Source organism: Corynebacterium sp. BF-R-2 (assembly GCF_024586525.1).
GTDB lineage: Bacteria > Actinomycetota > Actinomycetes > Mycobacteriales > Mycobacteriaceae > Corynebacterium > Corynebacterium singulare.
In genome coordinates this window covers 71,521-97,666 of sequence record NZ_JAMFTP010000014.1, presented here as the reverse complement: position 1 = coordinate 97,666, position 26,146 = coordinate 71,521, and the positions used below count along the sequence as shown (strand labels likewise).

Here is a 26,146-nt window from a genome sequence, read left to right as displayed (position 1 = left end):
GATGATAAGGACATCGACGTTGATCAGTTTCCGCATCTTATCGAGGTAGTTTTGGTCAGTCGGTGAGAAGACCGCCAGCATGTCTACAAGTTGATCCAGCCGGTAGTACGCCACGGAATATCCAGCCTTGCACGCGGCGATGCCGATGGCGCAGGCAATGTATGTCTTGCCTGTTCCCGTCGGGGCGAGGATGTGAATATTGGTCGGGTTTTCCCGCCAGTTAGTTGCCGCGATTCGTTTCAGCTGGCGCATGTTGATACCGCGCTGTTCTGCCCGGGTGATTTCAGCCAAGCTTGCATCCGGGTATCGGAATTGTGCCTGGGTTATAGCCTTGGCAATGTTGCGTTGTTGGCGTTGTGTGTAGGCTTCTTCGACTGCGGCGAGGAAGATGTCTTCTGGTAGCGCATCCGCAGAGAGTGTCCTCATGTTTTGAGGAATCCCGGCGTCTAGCCGCGCTGCTGTGCGACGAGCCCGCGCAGCACCTCCTCCAGCTGCGCGTTATCTCCGGTGTCCTGGCTGTGAAAGCGCGCGGCGATAAACTCCGCGCGCACGTCCGCATCATTGGCCAGACGCTCCACGTCAAGGCGGTACCCCGCCGCCTTGACTAGAGCATCGAAAAACACTGTCTGTGTTCGGGTATTTCCCTCCCTAAAACTGTGGACCACATTGAGCTCACCCCACAGCTCAGCCAGCTTGGCCACGAACTCATCAAACCCTAAACCACGTAGAAAGTTGTCCTGCGCCAGCCCGGCAAACAACTTCTCCGCCGCCTTCGTCATTTCCGGCCCTGCCGGGTAGTAGGCATGCCCTGCCTTAATCATGAACTGGCCTACAGGCGCAGTCCGTTCTTCGCCCGCCCACTCGTACACATCCTGAAAAAGATGCCGATGTATCGCCTTGAAGTGTGCATAATCAAACGCACCTTCCACAGGCGCCGCTTCCAACTCCACGATTCGAAGAAATACCAATTTCTCTTCCACAATCCGGAGTTCTTCTGCATCATCCAATCCCAAACGATTTTTCAGAACCTTGGTCCCTGGAATGAAATAGTTGTCCCAGCCCCCGCTCATGTCTCTCCCCCGGTCTCTATTTGAGCGAAGCACGCCGAACACGAGCGATTGCTTCGTCTGCGGATAATCTCCCTGCGGCCACTTCGCGGCCCAGCTGGCGCACGTGCTCATCCGTCACATCGTGGCCTGCCAACCGCAGTGCAGCGTCACTCAGCGCTAGCGGATCGCGGTCGCTATTTTTACTTTCGACATGAATCGGCTTAGACATAGTTACCCTCCCGAGCTATCAACTACTTTTCCCATTTTAGCGGCTCAAAGCATCTGTTCCAAGAGTGTTTTCTACCTACAGAAAACGCGGTAACCCATATTTCGCTAAACTTCATCAATAATTGTTAATAATCTTTTGCTCATTCAACGCGAGGAGTTCGCCACCCAGCAATGCTTTCAATCAACGCCGACTACGGACACACCGCACCGCTAGGACACCTTGAGAAAAACTTCGCCTCGGGCCGCATCTATGGCCTCGCTGGCCCCAATGGTTCGGGAAAGTCTACACTTCTCGCAACACTCGGAGGCGAACTCACACCACTCGAGGGCACAGTTGAGTGTGACGGCCATTCCGTTGGCACGAAGAAACACCCCAGCACAGTAATTACAGTGACGGAGCCGGTTTTTCTCCCCGACCTCACCGTGGGTGAGCACCTGGACCTGATGGGAAAGGCGGCAGGGGTGGACGTCGCCAAGCTCTGCGAACTCTGGGCGCTCGATCCTCTCCTTCCGCACCCAGCCTCGCGCCTGTCCTCGGGCCAGCGCCAGCGCGTATTCTTGGCCGCGCAGCTATACCAGCCAGCGCGTGCAGTGCTTATCGACGAACCCGAGCGCCACCTCGACTCCGCCTGGACCGAGTTCCTCGCCAGCGAATTGCGCTACCTAGCCGACGAGGAGAATCGCTGCATCGTCGTGGCCTCGCATTCCGACACCGTCACCCAGGCATGCGACGAGGTGGTGCAGCTGTGATGCGCGCTCTGTCTCGACTGGGCGACGGTCTCTGGTACCTCGTCCTCGCCGGCATCGTCATCGGCTTCGGCTACACAGGATGGCAACAAGTCGGCGCAGTCTTGCCTACCATCCCGGCCCGCGTCGCGCTAACTAGCGTCGCCCCGATTGCCGGCGTTGTGGGTCTGTTTGCGCTCATCGTGTTCACTGAAGCGCTCTATCCGCTACGAGCGTTGTCCCGGGAGCGCTGGGTGTATTGTGATCGCCCACGCGGCCGACTGCGTGGTACCGACTCGATCACGTGGGCACAGCTTCTCGGGTTCGGAGTCTTGGGCCTCGGGGTTTGCGTGTCCAGTGGACTGTCCCCATGGTTCGCGCTTGTAGCGCCAGCCCTGCGTTTTGTCGTGGGATGGCACTCGTTTACGCTGGCGTCACTTCTCGGCGCTGGACGCACTCGCCTGGTCGGCGGATCTGGCCTTGGACTGCTCGATTCGGAGGTCACCTCCGACGCCATTGCGAGCCAGTCCGCGTGGATTCCTCGTCGAAGCCATGCACCATCGACGTTGGTAGACCTCTTTTTCCGTCGTCTGGGACGACGATGGTACATCGGCGTTGGTGCGCTCGCCATCCTCGGACTGACGTTGGGATTCGCCCCACAGCTCGGGGCGCTGGCTATCGTCGGATTCATGTCCGCGTGGAGCATCGTCGGCGCGGCGGTTGGGCGCGCCGCCTCCTTCGGTCGCATCAGCGACGATGCATGGCCCGACTGGGGCCTTCCCCTTATCGCTTCAGTGGGCACAGCACTCCTTGGTGCCGGTGTCCTCCTCTTGGTGTGGAAGCTCTCCGCCATCGCAGTGGCGCTCATCATCGCTGGTCTTGGCTGGGCGTCGTTTAAGCGTTCCCGCCCGGCACGGGTAGACCGCATGTCCATGCTGGATAGCGGCGGCTTCGGTGTCTCCTTCTCTCCCGAGGTATTGCACTACATTGCCCGCGGCGCTCTCGGCCTTGGCGTGACGGCCCTTGCGCTGGGACGTTAGCCAGCGTTAATCTTTCAGGCATGAAGATTTTTTCCTAATTCGATGTCTCTGTTTGCACGGCTTTCTCGAAGGTGGAATTCTTCATGCCTATTTCTTTTTCTCATCTCTGCGTCACGTGGCCGGACGGCTCCCCTTGTTTCACGGAGCTCACCGGCACGTTTTCAGCACCATTCACCGGTCTGGTCGGAGGAAACGGCTCCGGAAAATCAACGCTGGCCAAAGTTCTTGCCGGCCTCATTGAACCGACGTCGGGCACTGTATCCGCGGACTCAGTCCTCTATGTCGACCAAGATTTAGGTCTGCATACGTCTGACACGATCGCCGATGTCTTTGGCGCGACCGACGCCCTCAACGCTATTGCCCGCATTGAGGCTGGCGACTACTCCGACCACCTCGCCGCCACCGTTGGTGAGCAGTGGGACCTAGCAGAGCGCATCGCAGCAGCCCTCGACGCGGCAGGCATCCCCTTCTCCCTGGAGCGCACCATCGGCACCCTATCCGGCGGTGAGGCCGTCACCGTGGCGCTAACCGCCGCCTTCTTCCGCAAGCCCGACTTCCTCATCCTCGACGAGCCCACTAACAATCTGGATTCTGAGTCGCGGAAGCGCCTACTTAATCTCATTCAGTCCTCACCCGTGCCGGTTCTCGTCGTCTCACACGACCGTGAGCTCCTCGAGCACGCAGATTGCATCGCTGAGCTCTACCACGGGTCACTCCGTGAGTTCGAGGGAAACTACTCCGCCTACCGCGCAGCGATTGATGCCGAGCAGGATTCCGCACAGGCTAAAGTTCGGGAGACCAAGGCTGAGCACCGCAAGCAGCTTCGCGAGCGCGCCGCCATGCAGACCCGCATCGCCCGCGATGCCCGTCGTGGCAAGAACTTCGCCGCCTCCAAACGCAAACCCGGCATGGCCATGGGCTTGGACAAGAACCGTTCCGAGCGCTCCGCTGCTGGTCGCTCGCAACAGGCCAACGACGCAGTGGCCGCCGCCCAATCCGCTCACGACAAGGCACAGCGCGCGCTGCGCGACGATACCCATGTCCACATCGACCTGCCCGGCACCGAGCTTCCCGCTGGCACCCGGGTCCTCGTCAGCGATCTGTTGAGTATCACCGGACCCGAACGGGTTCGCCTCGCCGGAGCTAACGGTAGCGGCAAGACCACCTTCCTTGATCGCGTTGCCCGCGGCGGCGTCAAGTACGCACTATCTAGCGGATACATCCGCCAGCGCATCGTCTTGCCCGCGGAGAAATCAGTACTCGACATCGTCCGAGAGGCCAACCCCAACGCCGACCCGCAATTCCTGCGCGACCAGCTGGCGCAGATGCTCTTTATCAATGACAAGATCCACCAGCCCGTAGGCCAGCTTTCCGGTGGCGAGCGCTTCCGCGTCGAAGTCGCCCGCGTCCTGCTCAGCGATCCGGCCCCGCGCTTCCTGCTTCTCGACGAACCGACGAACAACCTCGACATCCCCACCACCGACTGGCTGGTCGAGGTTCTCACAAGCTACCGCGGCGCCTTCATCCTGGTCAGCCACGACGAGCACGTGTGCGGGCGGCTCAATCTGACGCGCACCGTTCATCTGGACCTCCTGAACTGAAACCTCTCTAGCACTCAGCCTCATTTCGTTGTACAGTTTCTTGTACGAGAAGGGAGCTCGCTTATGAAGACCATGTCTTACTCGGAATCAAGAGCACGGTACGCCGAAGTATTGCAGTCGGTTGTTGATGACCGCGAGGAAGTCATCATCACTCGCAATGGCCATGAGTCTGCAGTCATCGTTTCCTTAGATGACTACAACTCTCTTCGCGAAACTGCTTACCTTTTGCGCTCCCCTCGCAATGCGCAGCGCTTGCTCGATTCCATTGAGAAACTTGACGCTGGAGAAGCAGCGCAACACGAACTCATCGAGGAAACTAAACGCCAATGATTCTTTCGTGGACAGAGGAAGCATGGGAGGACTACCTCTGGTGGCAGTCTCACGACAAGAAGAACCTCAAGAGAATCAATAACCTCATTAAGGACATTCCACGAAACGGCAACGAAGGGATAGGCAAGCCCGAACCTCTCAAATTCGAGTTGGCCGGATTTTGGTCTCGGCGAATTACTGAAGAACACCGACTGGTCTATCGCATTAAGGGTGGAACCATCGAGATTGCTGGGTGCAGATACTACTACTAGCTAACTGACGAGCCCCTGCGCAGCAGCGCGAGCACCGGCGATGACGGCCGGCACGCCAACGCCGTCGGCCCAGGCACCGGTGGCAGCAATGCCCGCAACCCCGTCGAGAGAGTTCTTCACAGCGGCCACGGTAGCCAGGTGCTTCTCGTCGTAACGCGGGATGCCACCGAACCAGCGCTGCGTATAGATCTCCTCCACGCCGGCGGCGCGGCCGTCGAAGCCGGTAATCGCGTGCAAATCATCGAGGGCATAGTCCACCAGATCGTCCTCCTCCGCGCGCACCAGGGCATCATCGCCGAAGCGTCCGAAGGACGCACGCACGAGGAAGCCCTCGCGCTCACCTAGGTGCGGCCACTTATTGGAGGACAGCGTGAAGGCCTTGGCGCGTAGGTCGGGTTCGTCGGCGGCGATGAGGATGCCGGTGGCGTCGGGAAGCGCGTTGCCCTCCGGGTCCGTGGCGGAAGCAAAGTTGAAGCCCACAACCACAGAGGAGGCCAGCTGAACCGTAGCAAGCTGCTCGGCGGCCTCTGGAGCCACGGCCTTGATGAGGCGCGCGGTGGTCGGCGCCGGGGTGGCGAACAGGACGCGGTCGAAGGGCCCCAGGTCACCCGGGGCGCCTGTGACCTCAAAGGCATCGCCCTTGCGTGTGACACCGGAAACGAAAGTGTCGAGGTGAATCTGCGCGCCGGACTTCTCCGCCAGGGCCTCGTAGAGCTCGGCGTAGCCGCCCTTGAAGGTGCCGAAGACAGAGCCCTCGGCTGGGCTGCGGCCGGATTCGATCTGCTTGATGGCAGCGGACAACGTAACAGGCCCATCCTGAGCCATCGTGTCCAACGCAGCCGCCACGTGCGGAACCGTGGCACGCAGGCCCAGGTCATCGGCGGCGCAGGAGTACACTCCACCCAACAGCGCAGAAACCACGTGGTCAACGACGTCATCACCGTACTGTTGACGCACGAGCTTACCGACGGACACATCCCCACCAATTTCCCACTCGAAAGGCTGCTCGTTGGTGATGCGCTCATTGGTCGCAGCAGTAAAGAAGTCCTGCGGCTCAGACGGAATGCCCATCACGCCGCCCTGCGGCAGGAAGTGTAGCTCGCCGCCGGTGTATACGCGGGGGCGCAGCTCGCCGTTGGGTTCCACGATAGAATCCGCAAGGCCCAATTCTTCGAAGAAGTCCACGGCATCCTTGCGGCGACGGATGAAAGCCTCCGCGCCCATGTCCGTCGGCCCGCCATTGAAGGCAACCGTGTGCAGCTTGCCGCCGATGCGGCCGGCGGCCTCAAACACGTAGACCTCGTGGGAGCGCAGCTCCCACGCCGCTGTCAGACCAGCTAGTCCAGCGCCGATAATCGCGATCTTCATTTAGCCCTCCTCGTGGATGATGGCGACGGCGCGGGTGACTGCGTCGGCGTCGGTAGTAGGCAGAACCCCATGGCCAAGGTTCCAGATATGCCCGTTCATGTCACCGCGCTCAGTAGCGCGGGTGACCTCAGATTTGATGGTACGCACAGCTTGGCGCACCGCGTCCTCGCCAGCAAACAGCAGAGCCGGGTCGAGGTTGCCCTGCAGGATGTTCGCACGCACACGGGCGGCGGCAGAATCCATGGTCACGCGGTAATCCACACCCATGACCTCAGAACCGGCCTCCGACATCGCGCCGAGCAGCTCGCCGGTGCCCACACCGAAGTGAATGCGCGGCACGCGGCCCTCAGCCGCCTTTAGGATCTGCGTTGAGTACGGAAGAACAAACTCCCGATAATCGCGCTCGTTAAGGTAGCCCGCCCAGGAATCGAAGAGCTGCATGGCATCAATGCCGGCGTCGAGCTGCAGATCCAAGAACGCAATGATCGTGGGTGTGAGACGCTCCATGAGCTTGTGCCACGTCTGCGGCTCTGAGTGCATGAGCGCCTTGGTGCGCTCATGGTTCTTCGAGGGGCCGCCCTCAATGAGGTAGCTGGCCAAGGTAAAAGGCGCGCCGACGAAGCCGATGAGCGCCTGCTTGTCGGTGAGCTCGTTCAGAATAATCTCGATGCCCTGTCGGACCTCGGGCACGTCGACATCAAGAACCGGCAGGTTGGCCACATCCTCCTTGGTGCGCACCGGGGCATCCATCACCGGACCGCGGCCGGGGACGATTTCCACGCCCACGCCCGCCGCCTTGAGCGGAACCACAATATCGCTGAACAGGATGGCACCATCGACATCGTGACGGCGCACCGGCTGCAGGGTAATCTCCGCGAGGAGCTCCGGCATGAAGCAGGAATCCAGCATGCTGATTCCTTCGCGGACCTTGCGGTACTCCGGCAAGGAACGACCCGCCTGGCGCATGAACCAGACGGGCGGGCGGGACGGGGTACGGCCGGAAGCGGCCTCAATGAGCGGCGCGGCAGACAGTCGAGACATACGGTCCATTATGAATCAAAAGTTGGAGTCGGCGCCAATTACGCCCGCTCCGCGCGCCGCGCCTTAATGAAGGCCGTGGAATCTGGGTGGAAGAGGAAGAAAATGCCCACCATGAGCACCATCGGTATGAGCAGCAACAGCAACCCACCCACTCCTGCGATGAGCGCTGCCACGTTGACGAACATGGCATAAGCCGACACTGCAGTGATGATGCGGCGGGCCCACACCGAGCCGCTTGCCAACTGTGCGGAACAGGCAGCAATCACCACAGCGCTCACGATGTTAGAAATAGCCGCAAAGCGCGTATTGAAGCGGATATAGTCCACCTGCTCCACGCTCAATTCCGTGTTAGTCACCTGGGAATAGGACCCGAAAAGTCCGACCATGCCGGCGGTGAGCATGACGACTGCCCCTACGACGAAGATCCAGTAGGCGATCCGCAGCTGCGAGGGCCATGAGGAATAATCCTGATCGCCCTGCCTCTTCTTTCGACGGGGGCCGCGGTTATAGTCTGCGGGACCTGGGCGATCGTTCATGAGCGGTCGTCTTTCTTGTTCTTCCTGTCTTTGCTCTTGCTGTCACGGTCCTTATCGCGTTGCGCTTGGTTGTCTAGGCGGCGCTGCTCTTCCATCTCCTTGCGCATCTGACGCACCTGCTCCATCTCCCCGGTGTACTCAAGGACTTCCTCCTTACCGGCGAAGAGCAAGCCCATGACGGCAGCCACGCCAACGAGAATCTGCACGCCGCCGTCCAGCACGAAGAGCCAATCCGGAACGTTCGCTCCGGCCGGGCTGCTGAGGAAGACGATGAGCACGCGAAGACCAAAATAGAGGGAGAACGCGAACCACAGGCGCCGGCCGGTGCCGGCGGCCTTGGACTTGCTGTTCATCATCCACAGCATGATGCCCAGCAGCACCACAATGGCCAGAGAGATGAGCGAGCTCAGCGCTACCGAACCATAGGCCATAATCTGGACGAACGCCTCCGTCATGTCTTGACCAGAGCGCTCCGCTGCAGATTCCGCGGCGGTTCGTGCTTGCGCGAAGAGTTCATCGCGGTTGAGCAGTGTGAGCACAATGCTCAGGACGAGGTGCACGACCTCAAGACCTAAAGCAACGGTCCACACCTTAAGCATGAGGGAGACAGCTTCGGTGCGCTTGGACTTCGTGGAATCCTCGCCCCGTGGCTGTGCGGCCGGCGTGGTGTTCGGGCTAAGCGTCACGACTCTCCTTAAAGGTGGGCAGGTTATGCGAGCAGGCGGGCAGCGTCCGTGGCGAAGTACGTCAGGATCTGGTCTGCACCAGCGCGCTTGAACGCGGTCAAGGACTCCAGCATAACGGCCTCGCCGTCAATCCACCCGTTCTGGGAGGCAGCCTGAATTATCGCGTACTCACCAGAGACTTGGTAGACGGCCACGGGAACGGAGGAGCGTTCCGCCGTACCGGCCAGCACATCGAGATACGGCAGGCCCGGCTTCACCATGACGATGTCCGCACCTTCCTCAATGTCGAGGTCTACCTCCAGCATCGACTCGCGGTAATTACGCGGATCCTGCTGGTAGGTGCGGCGGTCACCTTCCAGGGAGGAACCCACGGCATCACGGAAGGGGCCGAAGAAGGCGGAGGCGTACTTCGCCGAGTAGGCCATGATGGCAACATCCTCATGACCAGCGTCATCGAGGGCCTCGCGGATGGCGGCGATTTGGCCGTCCATCATGCCGGACGGGCTGACCATATGCGCACCGGCACGGGCCTGGGAGCGCGCCATGTCCTGGTAGAGCTCGACGGTTTCGTCATTGAGCACGCGGCCTTGGTCATCGACCACACCGCAATGCCCGTGAGAGGTGAATTCATCGAGGCAGGTATCCGCCATGACAATGAGATCATCGCCGAATTCCTTGCGCAGCTCCGCAATACCCACGTTGAGGATGCCCTGCGGATCCCAGGCCACGGAACCGGTCGCGTCCTTGTCCTCCTCGCGCGGCACGCCGAAAAGATCAACGCAGGTCACTCCGGCGTCGAGCGCTTCGTGGGCGGCACGCTTGAGGGAATCAAGAGTGTGCTGCTGCACGCCCGGCATGGAAGGAATATCGCGGGGCTCATCGAGCCCATCAACAACAAACATCGGGAGGATGAGGTCGGACGGGCGCAGCGTGGTTTCCGCGACGAGATTGCGGAAGGCCTGATTCTGGCGCAAACGGCGGGGGCGGCGAGCAATGCTCATGAGTAGAAACTCTCCTTTGAGCGACGAGAAAATAAACTACCTTCTCGACTCTAGTCGCCCTTACTCTGCTCGCCCTGACGCGGTCGAGGAAGTCTTCTTGCGCGAGCGGCGCTTCTTGCGCGGCGCAGGCAAATTACCGGCGGCGCGGAGGGCAGCGACGTGGTCTGCGAGGGCGTCGACAAGCATCGGCACATCCGCAACCTCTGGAACCACGTCCACGCGCAGCCCCACTTCCTCGGCCGCTGCCTTGGTGGAGGGACCGATGCAGGCGATGATGGTGCGCGCATGCGGCTTACCCGCAATGCCCACGAGGTTGCGCACGGTAGACGGCGATGTGAAGGCTACAGCATCAAAACCGCCCGACTTGATCATGTCACGTATCTCCGCTGCAGGCGGGGCCGCACGCACGGTGCGGTAGGCCACGACATCATCGACCTCCCAGCCCAGGTCCAGCAGACCATTGACCAACACCTCGCCGGCGATATCGGCGCGCGGCAACAGCACGCGGCCCACCGCATCGATGTCCTCAACATAGTTGGGGAAGACCTCCACGAGGCCCTCAGCATTCTGCTTAGTCGGCTTCGGCATGACCTCCGGAACCATGCCCTTGGCGCGGATAGCATCAGCAGTCTTCTGCCCCACCGCGGCCAGGTGCACGCCAGCGAAGTCGCGTGCGTCGAGTCCAAGCTCCGCAATCTTCTGCCACACCGCGCTCACCGCGTTAACGGAGGTGAACACAATCCACTTGTAGCGGCCTTCCACGATGCCCTTGATGGCGCGATCCATCTGCGCCGGGTTACGCGGCGGCTCCACCGAAATGGTCGGCACCGACTGTGGGATAGCGCCGTGTCCAGCAAGCCGTGCGCTCATGGCTGCCGCTTGCTCCTTGGTGCGTGGCACGAGCACGCGCCAGCCGTAGAGGGAGCGGTTTTCCCACCAGGAGTACTTCGAGCGGTCATCGAAGCTACGGCCCAGTGTCACAACGAGGACACCGGGAAGCTCGGCATCAAGCTTGCCCAGGGTTCCCAGGGTGGTCTCGTGCGTGCGCTGCAGGCGTGTCGTGCCATGGACAGTGACATAAGCCTCGGTGTCGGCGGGCATGCCGCGCTCCACCAACTCGCGGGAGATCACGGGCAGGTCATCAGCCGTGGCCTGAAGCACCAAAGGCTGCGTTGCGGAGGCCAGACCATCCCAGTCCGCACCTTCCGTAATATCCGCCTCGGTGTACGTCGCACCCAGCGCGATACCGGCAAAGGACGGCACCGTCGACGGCAAAGACATGCCGGGCACGACCTGAAACTCCATACCGGCGTTCGCCACCGCAGAAATCTCCGCCTTGATGGATTCGCGATTGAGCGGGTTGCCCGTCACCAGACGAATCACATCGCGGCCCTCGGCGCGGGTCAGCGCCTCACGCAGTTGCTTGACGACGTCCCCCTCGACCTCCTCGAACACCGCCGCCGTCGGCGGTGCCGGACGTGGGGGCTTGCGGCGAGCGCCAGCCTCCTTGGCTGCGGCGCAGATGCGCTCGTACTCGGCTTCGGCGGCGTCGAGAAGCTCCTGCGGCACCGGCACTTGCTGGGCCACCATCTCGCGCACGCCGGAGGACACCTCAGCATCAGTGATGGCAATGGCGGAGGTTTCCAGAACCTCGCGAGCACGGACGGTCAAGAGATCGGGATTCCCCGGGCCGGCGCCGACGAAGACGACTTTGCCCAGGTCAGACGAGCCCAGATCAGACAAGCCCAGTTCAGACTGAGTATCCGGCACGGCATTGCTCATAAGGTTCTTTTCTAGTTTGTGGATTCCGGGGGATTCCTGCGCCGCTCACCGCGGCGGGAGAGTAAAGCCCACCCCTCAATTGCGGTTTAAGGGGGGCTGAATCATTGACGCCAATGATTGTGTGCTAGATACACACTAAAGGAAAAGCCCCGAAACCAAAAATTAGTTAGCCAGCAGCTCTGCAGCTCCCTGGGCAAAGAGCTCCTCAGAGACCGCGCGGCCCAGGGCCTCCGCCTCCTCGGCCGCGCCCCGCGCTTGGGCGGTGAGCTGGCGGGAGCCGTCGAGGGCAAAGACGCCACCGCGGACGATGAGCTCCTCGCCTTCCCAGCGAGATGTGGCGGCCACCGGGGCGGTGCAGCCGGCCTCGAGCTGGGACAGCACGGTGCGTTCGGCGCGGGTGGCGGCGGTTGCGAGGGCGTCGCCAAGCAGGGCGATAGCCTGGGCTGCCTCCGTGCCCTTCACAGCCTCAATCGCAAGCGCGCCCTGGGCGGGTGCCGGCATGAAAACCGCGGGGTCGAAGACCTCGGTGGCGCGGTCGGCGTAGTGAGCGCGCACGAGCCCGGCATACGCCAAAAGAACAGCATCGAGTTCGCCGCTGGTCACCTTGCCCATCCGGGTATCGATATTGCCGCGCAGTGGGCGGATGTCCAGGTCGGGGCGCAGTGCCTTGAGCTGGCTGATGCGACGCGGAGCGGACGTACCTACGCGCGCGCCTTCCGGCAGCTCCTTGAGGGTCAGGCCATCGCGGGCAATGAGTGCTTCACGCACATCTTGACGCTGGGGCACGACAAGGTCGAAGCGCTCATCGACGGCCGTTGGCAAATCCTTGAAAGAATGCACGGCAATCTCACACTCGCCGCGATGCACAGCCTCACGCAGAGCCTGAGTAAACACTCCCACGCCAATCCGCTCAACGGGCGCCATGTTGACGTCTCCCTGCGTGGTGACAATGTGCAGCTCGGCCTCGTAGCCTGCGTCCCGAAGCCAGCCCTGCACATGGCCGGACTGTGTCGTGGCGAGCAAGGAACCTCGTGTACCGATCTTCAACATTTATGCGTCCTCTTCCTCTGTCTTCTTATTCTCCGCAGCCTTCATCTGTGTGGCGTCCGGCAGCTCGGTCATGTCCACTGCCACGCCGCTGCCCTCAAGCTGCAGGCCAAAGAGTTCTTGGAGCGCGGTTTCATGGCTGACCGTACCGGAATTAGCTGCTAGCTGCTTCGCACGGACGGTGGGCTCGTGAAGAATCTTGTCTGCCACGCGTTTGAGAGCGCGGTTCACGTCCCCCATTTGACGCTCATCCAGCTCGGGATGTTTCTGCTCAAGGCGCGCGATTTCGCACTGCACGAGGTCGGCAGCACGCTTACGCAGGGCAGACACGGCGGGGACGACATCGCGCACGCGCTGGGCGGAGGCATAGGCATTGAGCTCCTCAGTAACGATGCGGCGTGCCTGGGCATGCGGACTGGTACCTGCAGCGATGTCCGTATCGGCAGCCTCCAAGGATTTGCTGAGACGCTCGATATTGACCAAGTCCACACCTTCGACAGAGGCGGTGACATCATCGATGTCGCGTGGCAGAGACAGGTCCACGAGCATGAGCTCACGGCCGGCACCGTGATAGCGCTCGACGTCGGCAGCCGTGATGGTGAAATCCTGTGCGCCAGTCGCAGATATGGCCATGTCCACATCACGCAGCGCCTGGGCACGGTCAGCGAACTCGATGACGTCCGCATAGACGCCCGCCTCGTGAGCATGCTCGGCCACGCGCTGCGCGCGTGTGGTGGTGCGGTTCGCAATGATGAGATGGGCTCCCAAACGTCCGGCATGAGTGGCCGCCAGCGACGCCATGGCGCCAGCGCCAAGGATCAGTACGCGCGCGCCGTCCAGCCGCTCCCGACCCATTCGACTCAACGCCTGATCAAAGGCGAAGGACACCATGGAGGCCCCAGCCTCATCGATCTCCGTTTCCGAATGGACACGCTTGCCGGCGCGCAGCGCGGACTGCGCCAACGCGTGGATGCGCGGGCCGGCCGTTCCCTGATCGGTAGCGGACTGATAAGCCGTGCGGACCTGGCCGATAATCTGTTGCTCGCCCACCACCATCGAATCCAGACCGGAGGTCACCGTCATGAGGTGCTCAGCAGCTGCGTCGGCATAACGCACATAAAGGTAAGAGCGCAGCTCGCCTTCATCAACACCGGACACGCGGGCAAGGGTGCGAACGACATCTTGCACTCCTGTGTGGAAGGAGTTGGTGACGGTGTAGACCTCCATGCGGTTACACGTGGAAATGATCATCGCCTCAGAGAGCGAGTCCGCCTGGACCAGGGTCTGGCAGGCGCTGGTCTGCACGGTCTCGTTCATGCTCAGCTTTTCCAGCAGCGCTACTGGCGCCGACTGATGCGACATGCCCACGACGAGCACACTCATGCACTACCCTCCAGTCCTTCATCATCCCTTTGGATGACTCAAATCAACCAAAAGACTACTAGTCTCAAGCCCGATTCTGAAACTCACGCGCACCGTGGGGCCTTATCCTGCCAACGCCTGTGCCAGCTCCTCATTATCGACTTCCCAGCACGAAAACTCATCACCATCAATCACCACAACAGGCACCCGGTCGCCGTATTCCATGGCCAGCTCGTTGTCCTGGTCAACGACGCGCACGATGAGCTCCGCCCCAGCGTTTTTCACTACTGGCGTTATCTGCTCACGCACCCGCGCGCACGAGCCGCACGTCGTGCGCACCATGAGCTCGACTGTGTGGGACATATAAAAGGGCTCCTTAGTGAGACTCTGAACTTTGTGCGGTTTACTATGGACACGTTAGCCTGCCTACCCGTTGAAAGCTGAACGCGTGCCCCTCCCCTTGCCACCCGGTATGCCCGACTCCCCCCGCGAGTTCCTTGCCAACTGGACCGCGAGTAGGGGAAACCTCCGCAATTTCTTGGAACAACAGGCCTTTGCCCCACTGGATGAGGAGAGTCAGCGTGCGGCAGGTGAGGCGTCGGCAGCCGCGGCGGTGGAACAGCTCTTCGGCATCGACCTGGATTCCTTCTCCTCGGGTATGGAATCCGTCCAGGGCTCTTTCGAATCTGCCGGCGCACGTTCCATCACGCAGCCGGACCCAGATGTTCCCCAAGACGTCGGCGCCGCGGCCTTTTTTGATGTGGACAACACGCTGGTTCAGGGCTCATCGCTCGTCGCCTTCGCGTTTGGCCTGGCACGGCGTCGATACTTCAGCCTCTCAGAAATCCTGCCCATTGCATGGAAGCAACTGAAATTCCGCATCTCTGGGTCCGAAAACACTGAGGACGTTGCGTCCGGACGCGTCCAGGCCCTCGAGTTCGTGAAGGGTCGTTCGGTAGCGGACATGGTCGCACTGTGCGAAGAAATTGTGGACCAATCCATGGCGGATAAGGCCTATCCGGGCACGAAGCAGCTGGCTCAGATGCACCTCGACGCAGGCCAGCAAGTGTGGCTGGTGACTGCCACCCCGGTGCAATTAGCCCAGATCCTAGCCCAGCGCTTCGGATTCACCGGTGCCCTCGGCACAGTGGCGGAGGTCGACGACGGGCGCTTCACCGGCCGTCTCGTGGGCGATATTCTCCATGGTCCTGGCAAAATGCATGCCGTCGCCGCCCTGGCCACGCTCGAAAACCTCGACCTTGAACGCTGCACGGCTTACTCCGACAGCGCCAACGACGTCCCCATGCTGTCTATGGTGGGCACTCCCGTGGCCATCAACCCGGATTCGAAGCTGCGTGACATCGCCGAGGAGAAAGGCTGGCTCATTCGTGATTACCGCTCCGTCCGCAAGGCCATCCGTACCTATGGCCTGCCCGCGCTAGCCACCGCCCTCTTTTCCTACGGCGGCTGGCGCATGGCACATCGCCGCTAACCGCTCTGCTGTGCCTTCGTGCGCAGCATATCCATGCACATCACCGCGCCGATAAGCCCCGCATGCTGCTGCGGGTCGAGCCCCGGCGCGATGCTCAGGCGGTAGGTGTTCTTCCCCGAAAGGAACTTCCCCACGCCCGCCCACTCATTACGCACCTCCGCGAGCGGTTGGCCTTGACTACTAATGGTGATATTCCAATCCCAGATATCACCTTCAATCTCGATTTCCGGGAAACTCTCCATCTCCATGGTCAGGCGCGTCTTGAGCATGGAAAATCGCTTGGTCACCACCGCCATAGGCTTCTCGACGCCCGGCAAATACACCTCATACGTATCCCTGAGGAAGTTTGGCGGGTCCTTGATGAGCATGAGTGACTGCTGCGGTGTTCCTTGATCATCCGTGAAGGCCACCTCCAAGCTGCGGGAGGAGTTAAAGAGCATGTCCTTCATTCCGCCGGACTGCAGGATGGTTCCGACGGGCACTCCCTGCTCATCCGCGATGAGGAACTGATCCTGCAGAAAAGACTTGGTCTGCGAAATCACCAGGGTCTCGAGGGTTAAGAGCTTAGGCAACATACTTCGCCATCATACGCATACCCCGCCGTGGATGGGCTCACACGGATAGTACTCCCCACTGCGCTAACAAGGTCGAAAGCGTGCCACTTTTCATACTTTTCAATTCGACATAGATGCAGGTAGCGACACATGTCCAAGGCATATTGTAGGTTTCTATTAGAACTTCTGTTCACCTCTCCATACACTGCCCAAATCTCTCAAGAATCCGGGGGGATTCACGTTGAACACCACCACTCCTACCGCCTTTTTCTCCCACATGAACCCCGAGTGCGCGCTCGCCGTCGAGCGCAGCGCCGCCCGGCGCGCTGATTACCGTTCGTGGACAGCCGCCATGCCACCGCTCGATGAAGATTTTGATGTGGCGTGCCAGAGGCTCGTCGCCAAGCTCGGCGTCGGTGTCTACACCATCACCGAATGCTGCCTCGCCGTTCACCGCCTCACCGAGCTCCCACAGGTCAAGAACCTGCAGGACACGTCCTATCTTCTCGACATGAAGGCCCTCATCGCCATCGATTGCGCACTGACCAAGCTGGGAAACGTACCCAAGGAAATGCTCGCGCTTGTCGACGATTCCCTGGCCACTTACCTCACCCCAACCTCACCCAACCAGGCCTTTCCCACCCCCGCCCAGATAGGACGCAAGGTCCGCGATATATGCAAAAGCATCGACAAAACGGTGTCCTTCCGCGATACGCGCAAGAAGGACACCTACACGATGACTGACACCGGAAAACGCGCCATTCTGGAGCTCAACACCGACAGCGCCACCGGCATGATTCTGGACTCCTATATCAGGGAGGCCGCAAAAAAGAACGGCATCTCCTCAGCCGATGCCCTGAAGAAACTTATCGCCGGCAGCATCACCCCAGCCTCAACGATTATCCTCCACACTTACCAAGCCACGGACATTGAGAACGCCCCCACTTTTGTTCAAGGCTATGGCTGGACCTCGCAGGACATGCCGGCCACTCGGACGCGCGACTTTTCTGCAGAGCCGGCAGCATCGGATAACTACGTTGTCGCAGAGCTCATCCGCAAGTTCGTCGAGGGACGCGACGGCACCTGCCGCGCACTTGGCTGCAACCGCCCGGCATACCTCTGCCAGATGGATCACCGCATCAACTTTGCCGATGGCGGGCCAACGCATCCGAGCAACCTCGCATCGCTGTGCCAACATCATCACAACATGAAGACCGATGGCCGCGCGCACTACATCATGGATCCCATCACAGGGGACATCGTCTGGCTGTTCGAAGACGGTACCTGGGCCATGACGGAACCGACTGGCCCGCTGGCAAACAAGACAAAGCGTTGGGCACAGACCGTGGCACAGAAGATTACCGCCACCCGCGAGCGCGCCCACGAACAGGCCCAGGCTCTCACAAAGGAGCTGGACGCAGCTGCTGCAATGGTTGAGCCGGAGGTTCCGAACACCCCTCCGGAAGACATTCCGTTCTAGATGCCTACCGGCGTCGTCGTTTCAAACGACGAGTCCCTCCCCTCACCACAGAAAGGATCTCCACTAGATGTCGTCTCCGTCGTGTGATACGACGAACTCCCCGCTACGATCGCGGAGGATCATGCGGGGAGTTCGATTCGAAGCTTTACTTGCCGAGCTTGCGACGCTGAACGCGGGTACGGCGCAGCATCTTGCGGTGCTTCTTCTTGGACATGCGCTTGCGGCGCTTCTTGATGACAGAACCCATAACTGGTTTCCTCACTTTCGGTATCAGTACGTACGTAAACCGGCCGGCGACGCCTGGAATAAAACCGCACGGTGCACTCGATGCGGCCCCGCAAAACAGGGAGACGCAGACGTACCTCTGCCGACACGAATGCCCACCATCTTACCCAGCGCCATGCCCATCACCAAAACTAAGGGCAGCGCCCACCGCCGTGGACCGTAGGAGTCCGCAGTGGTGGGCGCTGCCGAAGAGAGATGAAAAAGTTAGGCTCCGTATACGGATGCCTCAAGGTACTCCTTGACGGCAGATTCATGAACGCGGAACGATCGTCCCACGCGCACTGCCGGCATGTCACCTGCGTGAACCAACCTGTAGACCGTCATCTTGGAGACACGCATGATCTCTGCAACTTCGGCGATGGTCAGGAAAGTTCCCTTATCTTCATTCGTCATAGTTTATTTAACCCTTCAGCACGTGACGCGCTGTAGGCTTCCCCTCCCACAGGACTATCACGCACGCGCTCATGCCAGCTTAGCGTGAAACCTGTGACTAATGCGACCCAAGTGCCAATTTTTTCCACATTCGCAACGCTGTTCCCCAGAAACTCGCCGGACAACAGGTGTCACATTATTTTCAGGTGAGGCGGCAAACTCAGGCAAGTTCCTGCGCACGCTGGGCACATGCTTCAGCGGCACGGAAGAAGGCGCCTCGAAGACCGGACTCTTCAAGCTCACGGAGGGCAGCCGCTGTGGTTCCCCCCGGGGAGGTAACCCCTGCACGCAGGGCGACGGGATCCTTGCCAGATTCCGCCATCATCGTGCCCGCGCCCTGGGCGGTGCGGGTTGCGAGCTGCTCGGCGACGTCACGGGTGAGGCCGAGCTGTACGCCGGCGTCGATAAGCGCTTCGGTGACAAGGAAGTAGTAAGCCGGCGCGGAGCCAGCCAGGGCGGTTGCGGCGTCGATGTGCTTCTCCTCGATGACAGCAACCTCACCGACGGCCTCAAGCAGCTTGACGACGCCCCCCAGCTGCCCCTCGCTCACGTGCTGTCCCTCCGCACACGTGCACATGCCCTTGCCCACCAACATCGGAGTGTTCGGCATGACGCGAACGACTGGCACGCCGTTGCCGGCGGCCTTCTCCAGAGTGTCCAGGGTGAGGCCGGCCGCCATGGACACGAGAACGGCGTCCGTTGAGATGTCGAGGCCCTCAAGGAGCTCGACAATGGCGTAGGGCTTGACGCAGGCAAAAATGTAGTCCGCGCTGTCAACGGCCTTGGCGTTGTCACTGGTGACGGCCACACCATAGGCGCTCTGCAGCTCCTCGCCACGCTCCGGACGGCGGTTGGTCACCACGATGTCTGCGGCATCATAGCCCGCGTTCACCAACCCCGACACCAGGGCCTCGCCGATTTGTCCTCCACCAAGTACTGCAATTTTTGTCATGCTTCCCAGGGTGCCAGAAAGGCGAGGGCGCGGCCACCAAGTAAGCGCACAACATCCCAGCAGATGCCGCACAGACAAAAGGATGCCCTGTGGAACAGGTGCTTACATCACCACGAGTAGCGGGCCGAAGGTCAGCACGAGCCCGGCCACGGCCGCGAGGAACATGGACAGACCGTCACGGCTGGTGCGCAGTGCATGCACAATGCCAACGATTACGCCGGTAACGACGACGCCCAGCACCACGACTACAAGGCGGTCGAAGCGATCCCAGAGGATTTCGAAGCCCTTGAACACGACTGCCCCCAACACAATGCCCACGAGGGCGAGCAGGACGACGGCGAAGGGGTTGAGCTTCTCCTCCTCGTAGTCCTCGTCATGCTCATCGTCGTAATCGTCATGATCGTGGTCGATGGCTTCAAGCTCACCCGTCGCGGTGGTCTCATCCTCCGGTGCGACTACGGGCGCGGCAACGGCCTTGTCGACCGTCGTGTCCTCACCCTTCTTCGCGGGCTCGTCCTTCACGCGCTGGATAACGCGGGTGTCCTCGTCGGACGGCTTATCGGCCTTCTCGGACTTGTCAGGCTTCTCGGCCGCTTCCTCCTTAACCGAAGTGTCCGGTCTCTCGACGCGGACAGCGGCGGCCTGCGGCTTGTCGGTGTCCTTGGTCGGAGCGGGAATGACGGGAGCAGTCTCGTCGATGGAGACGTTGGAGTGCTTCGACTCCGCCGGGGCCGCCTTGACCTTCTCGAGGTTGCCGGTTAATTCCGCAACGGAGATGCCGCCTTCATCAAGGCTGCGGCGACGGCGGCGCGAGCTCTTCTCTCCATCGGAGTGGTTCTTCGCGTTACGGGCCAGCAGCTCCGCAACTGTCAACTGTTTCTCGTCAGCCACGTTTCTTTCCTATTCCAGTCCCTTATCGGTACGGCGCAGAATAACACCTTCACGGAGAGCCCATGGGCAAATCTCCAGCTTCTCGATGCCCAGGGCACGCATGCTCGCCTCGGCCACAAGAGCGCCCGCGACGATTTGGTGCGATCGGGTAGAACTTACACCCTCAAGGTCTGCCCTGTCAGCTGCAGTCATACGAGAGATGAAGGAAATGAGCTGCCGCAGACCCGGTGCGGTGAGGGTGCGCTTGACGTACGGCCCTGCAGAAGAAGGCGCGGAACCGGTAAGTCGGGCCAGCGTACGGAAGGTTTTGGAGGTTCCCACGCCCAGGCCCGAGGGGCCGAGAGCGCGCATCTGATCGGCAACGCTGACCAGCTCCGCATCGATGTAATCACGAAGCAGGTTTACCTTCGCCTTCTCCGGCGGATCAGTGTCGAACCAGTTATGGGTCAGGCGGCCAGCTCCCAAATCGAGGGAGAAAGCGAGCTCCGGATGCTCGTCCGTGCCAGTGGACAGCTCTAGGGAGCCGCCACCGATGTCGAGATTGGTGATGCGACCAGCGGACCAGCCATACCAACGACGCACCGCCAGGAACGTCAGGCGTGCCTCTTCTTCGCCGGAGAGGATTTCCAAGCGGACGCCGGTCTGCTTCTCCACCTCATCGAGGACCTCGGCCGAGTTGGGGGCTGAGCGCACCGCAGAGGTCGCAAAAGCCATGAACTCATCACAACCGAGCTTCTGGCCCAGCTCATTGGCTTCACCCACGGCGGAGATGAGCTTTTTCAAGCCCTTCTCGTGGATGTTGCCCTTCTTGTCGAGCTGTTCCACCAGACGCAGTGGAGTCTTCCAGTCACTCATCGGGGTGGGGCGGCCACCGGTTGCGGCATCGACCGCAACGAGGTGGACGGTATTACTTCCGACGTCTAACACACCTAATCGCACACCCCTAGAGTAGTAGGTCTACCGTGGGTAGGTGTGAATCGCCCAAAATCAAATGAGGTTTACCTGGGTTTTCCCGCCTCCTCCCCCGCCGCCACGTCCATCCTTGCGGGCCGCGAAAAGGCCCCTGACTTCCCGCGTGAATGGTTTGAGTTCACCGATCCCGAAGATCCGTTGCACGTTTATTCCATCGATCTGACCTGGCTCGAGTCACACTACGCCTGCCAATTTGGAACGGCGGCGTGCCACGGCATCGATAAGCAGCAGCCCGACGTCGGCTGCTGTGTACATGGCGCGTACATGGCCGACGAGACGGATCGGGAGCAGCTTGCCGACGCCGTCTCCCGCATGCCCGCACGCTACTGGCAGCACCGCCCCGCGGATGTCGACGAGTATCTGAAGAACGGCCAACCAGAAGAACTGGAGCCGTGGTTGGAATGGGACGAGCTCGACGGAGACGATGGCGAGCCAGAACCAGCGCTCAAGACGCCGCTTGTCGACGGCGCCTGTATCTTCGCCAATCGCGCCGGCTGGCCCACCGGCACCGGCTGCGCCATCCACCAGTGGGCTCTCGATGCTGGAGAGGAGCTCACCGTGGTCAAACCTGAGGTGTGTTGGCAGGTGCCGATTCGCCGCCACGAAGACTACGAAGAGCGCCCCGATGGTGAAGAGATTCTGCGCACCACCATCGGTGAATACGATCGCCGCGGATGGGGCAATGGCGGAGAGGACTTCGATTGGTATTGCTCGGCCGACCCGTCCTGCCACACGGCAGACGAGCCGCTGTGGAAGTCACAGAAGACGGAGCTCATTGCCCTGCTGGGCGAGGAATCCTATGACATCCTGGCCCGTCACTGTGAGGCACGGGCACGCTCCGGAGTGACATTCCCGCGGCACCCTGCGGATGAATCCGGCGGGAACTCAGGAGCGGTTTAGGCCTCGAACTTGTAGCCCAAGCCGCGCACGGTCACAAGGTGCTTGGGGTGGGAAGGCTCGGACTCAATCTTGGAGCGCAGGCGCTTGACGTGGACGTCGAGAGTCTTGGTGTCACCGACATAGTCCGCGCCCCAAATGCGGTCAATGAGCTGGCCGCGGGTGAGTACGCGACCGGCGTTGCGTAGGAGATATTCAAGGAGGTCGAACTCCTTGAGGGGCATGGAGACCGGGTGACCGTCGACAAGCACGGTGTGGCGCTCCACATCCATGCGCACGCGACCGCCCTCCAGTACCTGGTTATCCGGCTCTTCCTCGCTGCCCTCCGAGCTGACCTCGCCACCACGGCGCAGCACCGCACGGATGCGAGCGATAAGCTCACGGGAGGAATAGGGCTTGGTCACATAGTCATCCGCACCCAGTTCGAGACCCACAACCTTGTCGATCTCAGAGTCACGCGCGGTGACCATGATGACCGGCACCGAGGAGGTGGCGCGCAGCTGCTTGCAGACGTCCGTGCCCGACATGCCTGGAAGCATGAGATCGAGCAACACAATGTCCACGGTGTTTGCGGCGAACTGCTCCAACGCGCTGGGGCCATCTGGGGCTAGGAGAACGTCGAAGCCCTCCTTACGGAGCAGAAAGGCGAGGGGATCGGCCAGCGACTCTTCATCTTCGACGATGAGGATGGTGGTCATTGAGCTTTATCCTTTCGACGGGCGGCGACACGCGCAACAGCGCGCTGCAGACCAGGAGCGGCGGAGCTGACGGCTCCGTCTTCTTTATTATCCTGATTTTCTACACTATCCGCTGGCTTTTCTTCGGTGTATATAGGGAGCTCGATTGTGAACGTCGAGCCTGTTCCCGGCCGGGACCAGAGCTTAATGTTGCCGCCATGATTCGCCACGACGTGCTTGACAATGGCCAGTCCCAGTCCGGTTCCGCCGGTCTGGCGAGAGCGCGCCTTATCCACGCGGAAGAAGCGCTCAAACACGCGCTCCTGGTCCTCCGGGGCAATGCCGATACCGCGGTCGGTAACGCGAATGAGGACAACGTTTCCACTCACGACCTTCTGGGTGACTGACACCGGCATCTCATCAGGAGAGTAGTGAATGGCATTAGAGATGAGGTTGGAAACGGCTGTGACCAGCAGGGATTTATCTGCCATAACCTGCACTCCGACGGATTCACCGCGCGTGAGCTGATTGTTATGGGCGTCCGCGGCAAGCTGGTTGCGCGTCATCGCTTCATCGATGATGTCATCAAGATCGACCGGCTTCATTTCCGGAAGGGCCTCTGCACCTTGCAGCTTGGACAGCGAGATGAGCTCACTCACCATGTCCGCCATGCGCGCAGCTTCCTTCTGAACCTTGCTGCCGAAATACTCGACATGGTCGGGGTCGCCGGTGTCTTGGAGGAGTGCTTCCGCCAGCAGAGCGATACCACCGACGGGTGTCTTAAGCTCGTGGGAGACATTGGCCACAAAGTCACGGCGAGCGGATTCCATACGCACCGATTCGGATTCATCGGTGCCGTACACGATGACGAATCGGTCGTCGTTCAGCGTCAGCGGTTTGACCACGGCACGCACCTGAGTCACGCGGTTTCCGGTACGGCGCTTAGGAATCGCCAAGTCCAGCGTGCGGGTCTCCTTATCGTCGAAGACCTCCTGAGCAACGGACCAAATATCCGGGTTCACAGCACGATCATGGACCATCGACATCTCGTGTGCGGAGGGGTTGGAAAAAATGATTTCTTTGCTGCGGGACAACACGGTGATACCCGCTGGTGAACCACCCACGGCAAGGTGAAGAACTTGGCTCACACTGGTGACCTGGTTGGAATCAGCGTCGCGGGCGCGGCGGCGCTCCAGCCGCTCGCGGATACGGGTTATCACCGGTATGGCTAGGCCACACGCCACCACACCGGCTAGGAAAGCGAGTATAAGTTCCACGACGATTCACACCTCGAAAGAAATCCCCAAGGAGTATAGGCTCCCTGGGGATTATGCGCAGTGCGCGAAAGCAGGACTACTTCTTCGCGCCCTGAGCAGCAACCGCGGCGGCGCCAGCAGCGGCTGCCTCCGGATCGAGGTAGTTGCCGCCTGGGTTCACCACAGAGCCGTCCTCAGCAATCTCGTAGACCAGCGGGATACCCGTCGGAATGTTGAGGCCAGCGATGTCTTCCTCAGAGATATTGTCAAGGTGCTTGACCAGGGCACGCAGGGAGTTGCCGTGTGCAGCAATGAGGACGGTCTCGCCCTTCTTGGCGCGGGGGAGAATTTCCTCCTCGAAGTAAGGAACGAAGCGCTCGACGACGTCCTTAAGGCACTCAGTGCGCGGAACCTCATCAAGGTTAGCGTAGCGCGGGTCACCAGCCTGGGAGTATTCGGAGCCATCCTCAAGCTCCGGCGGCGGAGTGCCGTAGGAACGGCGCCATGCCATGAACTGCTCCTCGCCGTACTTATCTTTGGTCTCTGCCTTGTTGAGGCCCTGCAGGGCACCGTAGTGGCGCTCGTTGAGGCGCCAGTCACGCACAACCGGAATCCAGTGGCGATCGGCAGCGTTGAGCGCGATGTTGGCAGTGCAGATGGCGCGGCGCAAAAGGGAGGTGTAGACAACCTCCGGCAGGATGCCCTGCTCCTTGAGCAGCTCGCCGCCGCGCTTAGCCTCGCTCTCACCCTTGGCGGTGAGGTTGACGTCAACCCAACCGGTGAACTGGTTGGACTCGTTCCATTCGGACTGTCCGTGTCGAAGTAGAATCAGCTTTCCGTTACTCATAAACACCAGCATGCCACGTTTGCGGGCCTTGCGCCTGTGAACCCAGGCACACTACCCCTGGGCGTGGGTTCATGCCCACTTGTGTGGGTTTAGTAGCCAATTGCTCGGCGCGTATGGCAATCCGGAATCTCAATACTCATCGCGTCGGCATAAATGTTTTCTAGTTGGGTCGCGGCGGCAGCCCAGCTGAATTGCTGGGCATGGTCGACGGCGGCTTCACCCATGGCGATGCGACGTGGATCGTCATCAAGCAACTGCTCCAGAGCGTCAGCCCAGTCCGGCGCCGAATGGGAATGGACAAGGAGACCGGTGTCGCCGTCTGCAACAGCGATGGGCAGGCCACCGACCGCCGCCGCAACCACGGGCGTTCCCGAGGCCTGCGCTTCCATGGCCACGAGGCCAAAAGACTCGTTGTAGCTGGGCACCGCCACAATGTCCGCTGCTTGATAGATGGCAACGAGCTCCTGCGGCGGGCGTGGGTGAAGGAAGCGGACAACCCGCTCGACACCCAGATCGCGGGCCAAATTATGGTAGGTCTCCGGCGAGGAATTCGCCCCAGAAGCTCCGCCGCAAATGATGACGCGGAGGCTGCGATCCGGATCGCGTTCCATGAGCTCAGCCGTGGCGCGGATAAGGACTTCCGGCCCCTTGAACTTTTGCAGGCGCCCCACAAAGGCCACGACCTTGGTGTGGAGTGGAATGCCCAACTGGCGGCGGGCACGCTCCGTCATGCGATCGGTGCCCGGTGTGTACAGCTCCGTGTCTGCACCAGGGGAAACGACAACGATATTCTCCGGCGACGCATCGTAGTGCTCCACCAGATCGCGGGTCTCTTGCGCTGTGTTAACCACGAGGATGTCGGCGTTGTCCACGAGCTGCTGCTCGCAAATGCGGCGGGCTTCGGTCTCTGGAGTGTCATCAAGAGTGCGATGCACATTCTTCACAGCGGCCAAAGTGTGCGCGGTGTGCACGAGGGGCACATCCCACAGGTCCCGCAACAGCCAGCCCACCTGACCGGAGAGCCAATAGTGGGAGTGTATGACGTCGTAATCCACGTCGAAGCAGCGAGCAAAATTAAAGATTCCCCCCGTAAAAGCGGCGAGCTGGGTGGGCAGCTCCTCCTTGCTCAGTCCCTCATACGGGCCAGCCACAATGTTGATAACGCGCAGGCGCTCCTCGACGTCCACCACCTCACCCTGACTCGGGCGTGTGGCGCGCGTGAAAACATCCACGGTGACGCCAAGGCGCGCAAGCTGACGGGCTGTATTGAGGACGTACACATTCATGCCACCGGCATCCCCTGATCCGGGCTGCTCAAGGGGTGAGGTGTGCATAGAAATCATCGCGATGCGCATAGTCATCC

The 26,146-nt window shown here is 60.9% G+C and carries 30 protein-coding genes; 8 read left to right on the top strand and 22 right to left on the bottom strand.

Annotated features, from left to right (window positions below):
* From M5J09_RS11170 to M5J09_RS11160, 3 genes are all read right to left on the bottom strand, one after another.
* The coding region (locus tag M5J09_RS11170; RefSeq protein WP_257157903.1) for an ATP-binding protein at positions 1–426 on the bottom strand (426 nt) is incomplete at its 3' end.
* A gap of 20 nt (positions 427–446) precedes the next feature.
* Positions 447–1,070, bottom strand: a complete 624-nt coding sequence (locus M5J09_RS11165) for a Fic family protein (RefSeq protein ID WP_257157901.1) — start codon at positions 1,068–1,070, stop codon at positions 447–449.
* Between the two features lie 16 nt (positions 1,071–1,086).
* The gene (locus M5J09_RS11160) at positions 1,087–1,278 is read right to left on the bottom strand and encodes a hypothetical protein (protein ID WP_257157900.1); all 192 of its coding nucleotides are present in this window, start codon (positions 1,276–1,278) and stop codon (positions 1,087–1,089) included.
* A 170-nt stretch (positions 1,279–1,448) separates the two neighbouring features.
* Here M5J09_RS11160 and M5J09_RS11155 point away from each other — a divergent pair, with 170 nt between their 5' ends.
* From M5J09_RS11155 to M5J09_RS11135, 5 genes are all read left to right on the top strand, one after another.
* Positions 1,449–2,027, top strand: a complete 579-nt coding sequence (locus M5J09_RS11155; RefSeq protein WP_257157899.1) for an ATP-binding cassette domain-containing protein — start codon at positions 1,449–1,451, stop codon at positions 2,025–2,027.
* Positions 2,027–3,043, top strand: coding sequence for an ABC transporter permease (locus M5J09_RS11150; RefSeq protein WP_257157898.1), 1,017 nt, complete (start codon positions 2,027–2,029; stop codon positions 3,041–3,043). The genes M5J09_RS11155 and M5J09_RS11150 overlap by 1 nt, the downstream gene beginning before the upstream one ends.
* Positions 3,044–3,126: 83 nt before the next feature.
* Positions 3,127–4,644, top strand: coding sequence for an ABC-F family ATP-binding cassette domain-containing protein (locus M5J09_RS11145; protein WP_257157897.1), 1,518 nt, complete (start codon positions 3,127–3,129; stop codon positions 4,642–4,644).
* Positions 4,645–4,707: 63 nt separating this feature from the next.
* Positions 4,708–4,974, top strand: a complete 267-nt coding sequence (locus tag M5J09_RS11140; protein ID WP_042529149.1) for a type II toxin-antitoxin system Phd/YefM family antitoxin — start codon at positions 4,708–4,710, stop codon at positions 4,972–4,974.
* Positions 4,971–5,225, top strand: coding sequence for a Txe/YoeB family addiction module toxin (locus M5J09_RS11135; protein ID WP_257157896.1), 255 nt, complete (start codon positions 4,971–4,973; stop codon positions 5,223–5,225). Before M5J09_RS11140 ends, M5J09_RS11135 begins: the two co-directional genes overlap by 4 nt.
* On the opposite strand, the gene M5J09_RS11130 is transcribed toward M5J09_RS11135, so the two are convergent.
* The 9 genes from M5J09_RS11130 to M5J09_RS11090 form a co-directional block, all read right to left on the bottom strand.
* A complete protein-coding gene (locus tag M5J09_RS11130; RefSeq protein WP_257157895.1) occupies positions 5,226–6,593 on the bottom strand; it encodes a protoporphyrinogen oxidase in 1,368 nt (455 codons plus the stop codon). It abuts the gene before it with no gap.
* Positions 6,594–7,634 (bottom strand): uroporphyrinogen decarboxylase, encoded by a 1,041-nt coding sequence (hemE, locus tag M5J09_RS11125; protein WP_257157894.1) that lies wholly within the window; start codon positions 7,632–7,634, stop codon positions 6,594–6,596.
* 38 nt (positions 7,635–7,672) lie between these two features.
* A complete protein-coding gene (locus M5J09_RS11120; RefSeq protein ID WP_042529141.1) occupies positions 7,673–8,170 on the bottom strand; it encodes a hypothetical protein in 498 nt (165 codons plus the stop codon).
* The gene (locus M5J09_RS11115) at positions 8,167–8,856 is read right to left on the bottom strand and encodes a hypothetical protein (RefSeq protein WP_042529139.1); all 690 of its coding nucleotides are present in this window, start codon (positions 8,854–8,856) and stop codon (positions 8,167–8,169) included. The genes M5J09_RS11120 and M5J09_RS11115 overlap by 4 nt, the downstream gene beginning before the upstream one ends.
* A gap of 23 nt (positions 8,857–8,879) precedes the next feature.
* On the bottom strand, positions 8,880–9,857 hold the full coding sequence (hemB, locus tag M5J09_RS11110) for a porphobilinogen synthase (protein ID WP_257157893.1): 978 nt from the start codon (positions 9,855–9,857) through the stop codon (positions 8,880–8,882).
* 60 nt (positions 9,858–9,917) lie between these two features.
* A complete protein-coding gene (locus M5J09_RS11105; protein ID WP_257157892.1) occupies positions 9,918–11,639 on the bottom strand; it encodes a uroporphyrinogen-III synthase in 1,722 nt (573 codons plus the stop codon).
* Between the two features lie 162 nt (positions 11,640–11,801).
* Positions 11,802–12,689 carry a hydroxymethylbilane synthase gene (gene hemC, locus M5J09_RS11100; RefSeq protein WP_042529132.1) on the bottom strand — a complete coding sequence of 296 codons (888 nt, stop codon included), beginning with the start codon at positions 12,687–12,689 and terminating at the stop codon, positions 11,802–11,804.
* On the bottom strand, positions 12,690–14,069 hold the full coding sequence (locus tag M5J09_RS11095; protein ID WP_257157891.1) for a glutamyl-tRNA reductase: 1,380 nt from the start codon (positions 14,067–14,069) through the stop codon (positions 12,690–12,692).
* A 102-nt stretch (positions 14,070–14,171) separates the two neighbouring features.
* Positions 14,172–14,411, bottom strand: a complete 240-nt coding sequence (locus M5J09_RS11090; protein ID WP_042529128.1) for a glutaredoxin family protein — start codon at positions 14,409–14,411, stop codon at positions 14,172–14,174.
* A 109-nt stretch (positions 14,412–14,520) separates the two neighbouring features.
* On the opposite strand from M5J09_RS11090, the gene M5J09_RS11085 reads away from it, so the two are divergent.
* Positions 14,521–15,540: an HAD-IB family hydrolase gene (locus tag M5J09_RS11085; protein WP_257157889.1), complete on the top strand. Its 1,020-nt coding sequence runs from the start codon at positions 14,521–14,523 to the stop codon at positions 15,538–15,540.
* Here M5J09_RS11085 and M5J09_RS11080 read toward each other — a convergent pair.
* Positions 15,537–16,115 (bottom strand): LURP-one-related/scramblase family protein, encoded by a 579-nt coding sequence (locus M5J09_RS11080; RefSeq protein ID WP_070536135.1) that lies wholly within the window; start codon positions 16,113–16,115, stop codon positions 15,537–15,539. The genes M5J09_RS11085 and M5J09_RS11080 overlap by 4 nt on opposite strands.
* A gap of 220 nt (positions 16,116–16,335) precedes the next feature.
* Here M5J09_RS11080 and M5J09_RS11075 point away from each other — a divergent pair, with 220 nt between their 5' ends.
* Positions 16,336–17,574, top strand: coding sequence for an HNH endonuclease signature motif containing protein (locus tag M5J09_RS11075; RefSeq protein WP_257157888.1), 1,239 nt, complete (start codon positions 16,336–16,338; stop codon positions 17,572–17,574).
* Positions 17,575–17,719: 145 nt separating this feature from the next.
* Here M5J09_RS11075 and M5J09_RS11070 read toward each other — a convergent pair whose 3' ends face one another.
* From M5J09_RS11070 to M5J09_RS11050, 5 genes are all read right to left on the bottom strand, one after another.
* Complete coding sequence (locus M5J09_RS11070) at positions 17,720–17,821, bottom strand: 30S ribosomal protein bS22 (RefSeq protein ID WP_003855542.1); 102 nt, start codon at positions 17,819–17,821, stop codon at positions 17,720–17,722.
* A gap of 242 nt (positions 17,822–18,063) precedes the next feature.
* Positions 18,064–18,252, bottom strand: coding sequence for a helix-turn-helix domain-containing protein (locus M5J09_RS11065; RefSeq protein WP_010189818.1), 189 nt, complete (start codon positions 18,250–18,252; stop codon positions 18,064–18,066).
* A gap of 199 nt (positions 18,253–18,451) precedes the next feature.
* Entirely contained in the window at positions 18,452–19,243 is a 792-nt protein-coding gene (gene proC / locus M5J09_RS11060) for a pyrroline-5-carboxylate reductase (protein ID WP_257157885.1), read from the bottom strand.
* Between the two features lie 102 nt (positions 19,244–19,345).
* Complete coding sequence (locus M5J09_RS11055; RefSeq protein ID WP_042529119.1) at positions 19,346–20,134, bottom strand: hypothetical protein; 789 nt, start codon at positions 20,132–20,134, stop codon at positions 19,346–19,348.
* Between the two features lie 9 nt (positions 20,135–20,143).
* Positions 20,144–21,073 carry a Ppx/GppA phosphatase family protein gene (locus M5J09_RS11050; protein WP_083280738.1) on the bottom strand — a complete coding sequence of 310 codons (930 nt, stop codon included), beginning with the start codon at positions 21,071–21,073 and terminating at the stop codon, positions 20,144–20,146.
* A 33-nt stretch (positions 21,074–21,106) separates the two neighbouring features.
* On the opposite strand from M5J09_RS11050, the gene M5J09_RS11045 reads away from it, so the two are divergent.
* Entirely contained in the window at positions 21,107–22,006 is a 900-nt protein-coding gene (locus M5J09_RS11045) for a hypothetical protein (RefSeq protein ID WP_042529117.1), read from the top strand.
* On the opposite strand, the gene M5J09_RS11040 is transcribed toward M5J09_RS11045, so the two are convergent.
* From M5J09_RS11040 to mshA, 4 genes are all read right to left on the bottom strand, one after another.
* Complete coding sequence (locus M5J09_RS11040) at positions 22,003–22,701, bottom strand: response regulator transcription factor (protein ID WP_042529114.1); 699 nt, start codon at positions 22,699–22,701, stop codon at positions 22,003–22,005. The two genes, M5J09_RS11045 and M5J09_RS11040, sit on opposite strands and share 4 nt — an antisense overlap.
* Complete coding sequence (locus M5J09_RS11035) at positions 22,698–23,957, bottom strand: cell wall metabolism sensor histidine kinase WalK (RefSeq protein ID WP_210385391.1); 1,260 nt, start codon at positions 23,955–23,957, stop codon at positions 22,698–22,700. The genes M5J09_RS11040 and M5J09_RS11035 overlap by 4 nt, the downstream gene beginning before the upstream one ends.
* 76 nt (positions 23,958–24,033) lie before the next feature.
* Positions 24,034–24,783: a phosphoglyceromutase gene (locus M5J09_RS11030; protein ID WP_257157884.1), complete on the bottom strand. Its 750-nt coding sequence runs from the start codon at positions 24,781–24,783 to the stop codon at positions 24,034–24,036.
* 89 nt (positions 24,784–24,872) lie between these two features.
* Positions 24,873–26,138 carry a D-inositol-3-phosphate glycosyltransferase gene (gene mshA, locus M5J09_RS11025; RefSeq protein ID WP_257157905.1) on the bottom strand — a complete coding sequence of 422 codons (1,266 nt, stop codon included), beginning with the start codon at positions 26,136–26,138 and terminating at the stop codon, positions 24,873–24,875.
* Positions 26,139–26,146: the final 8 nt, after the last annotated feature.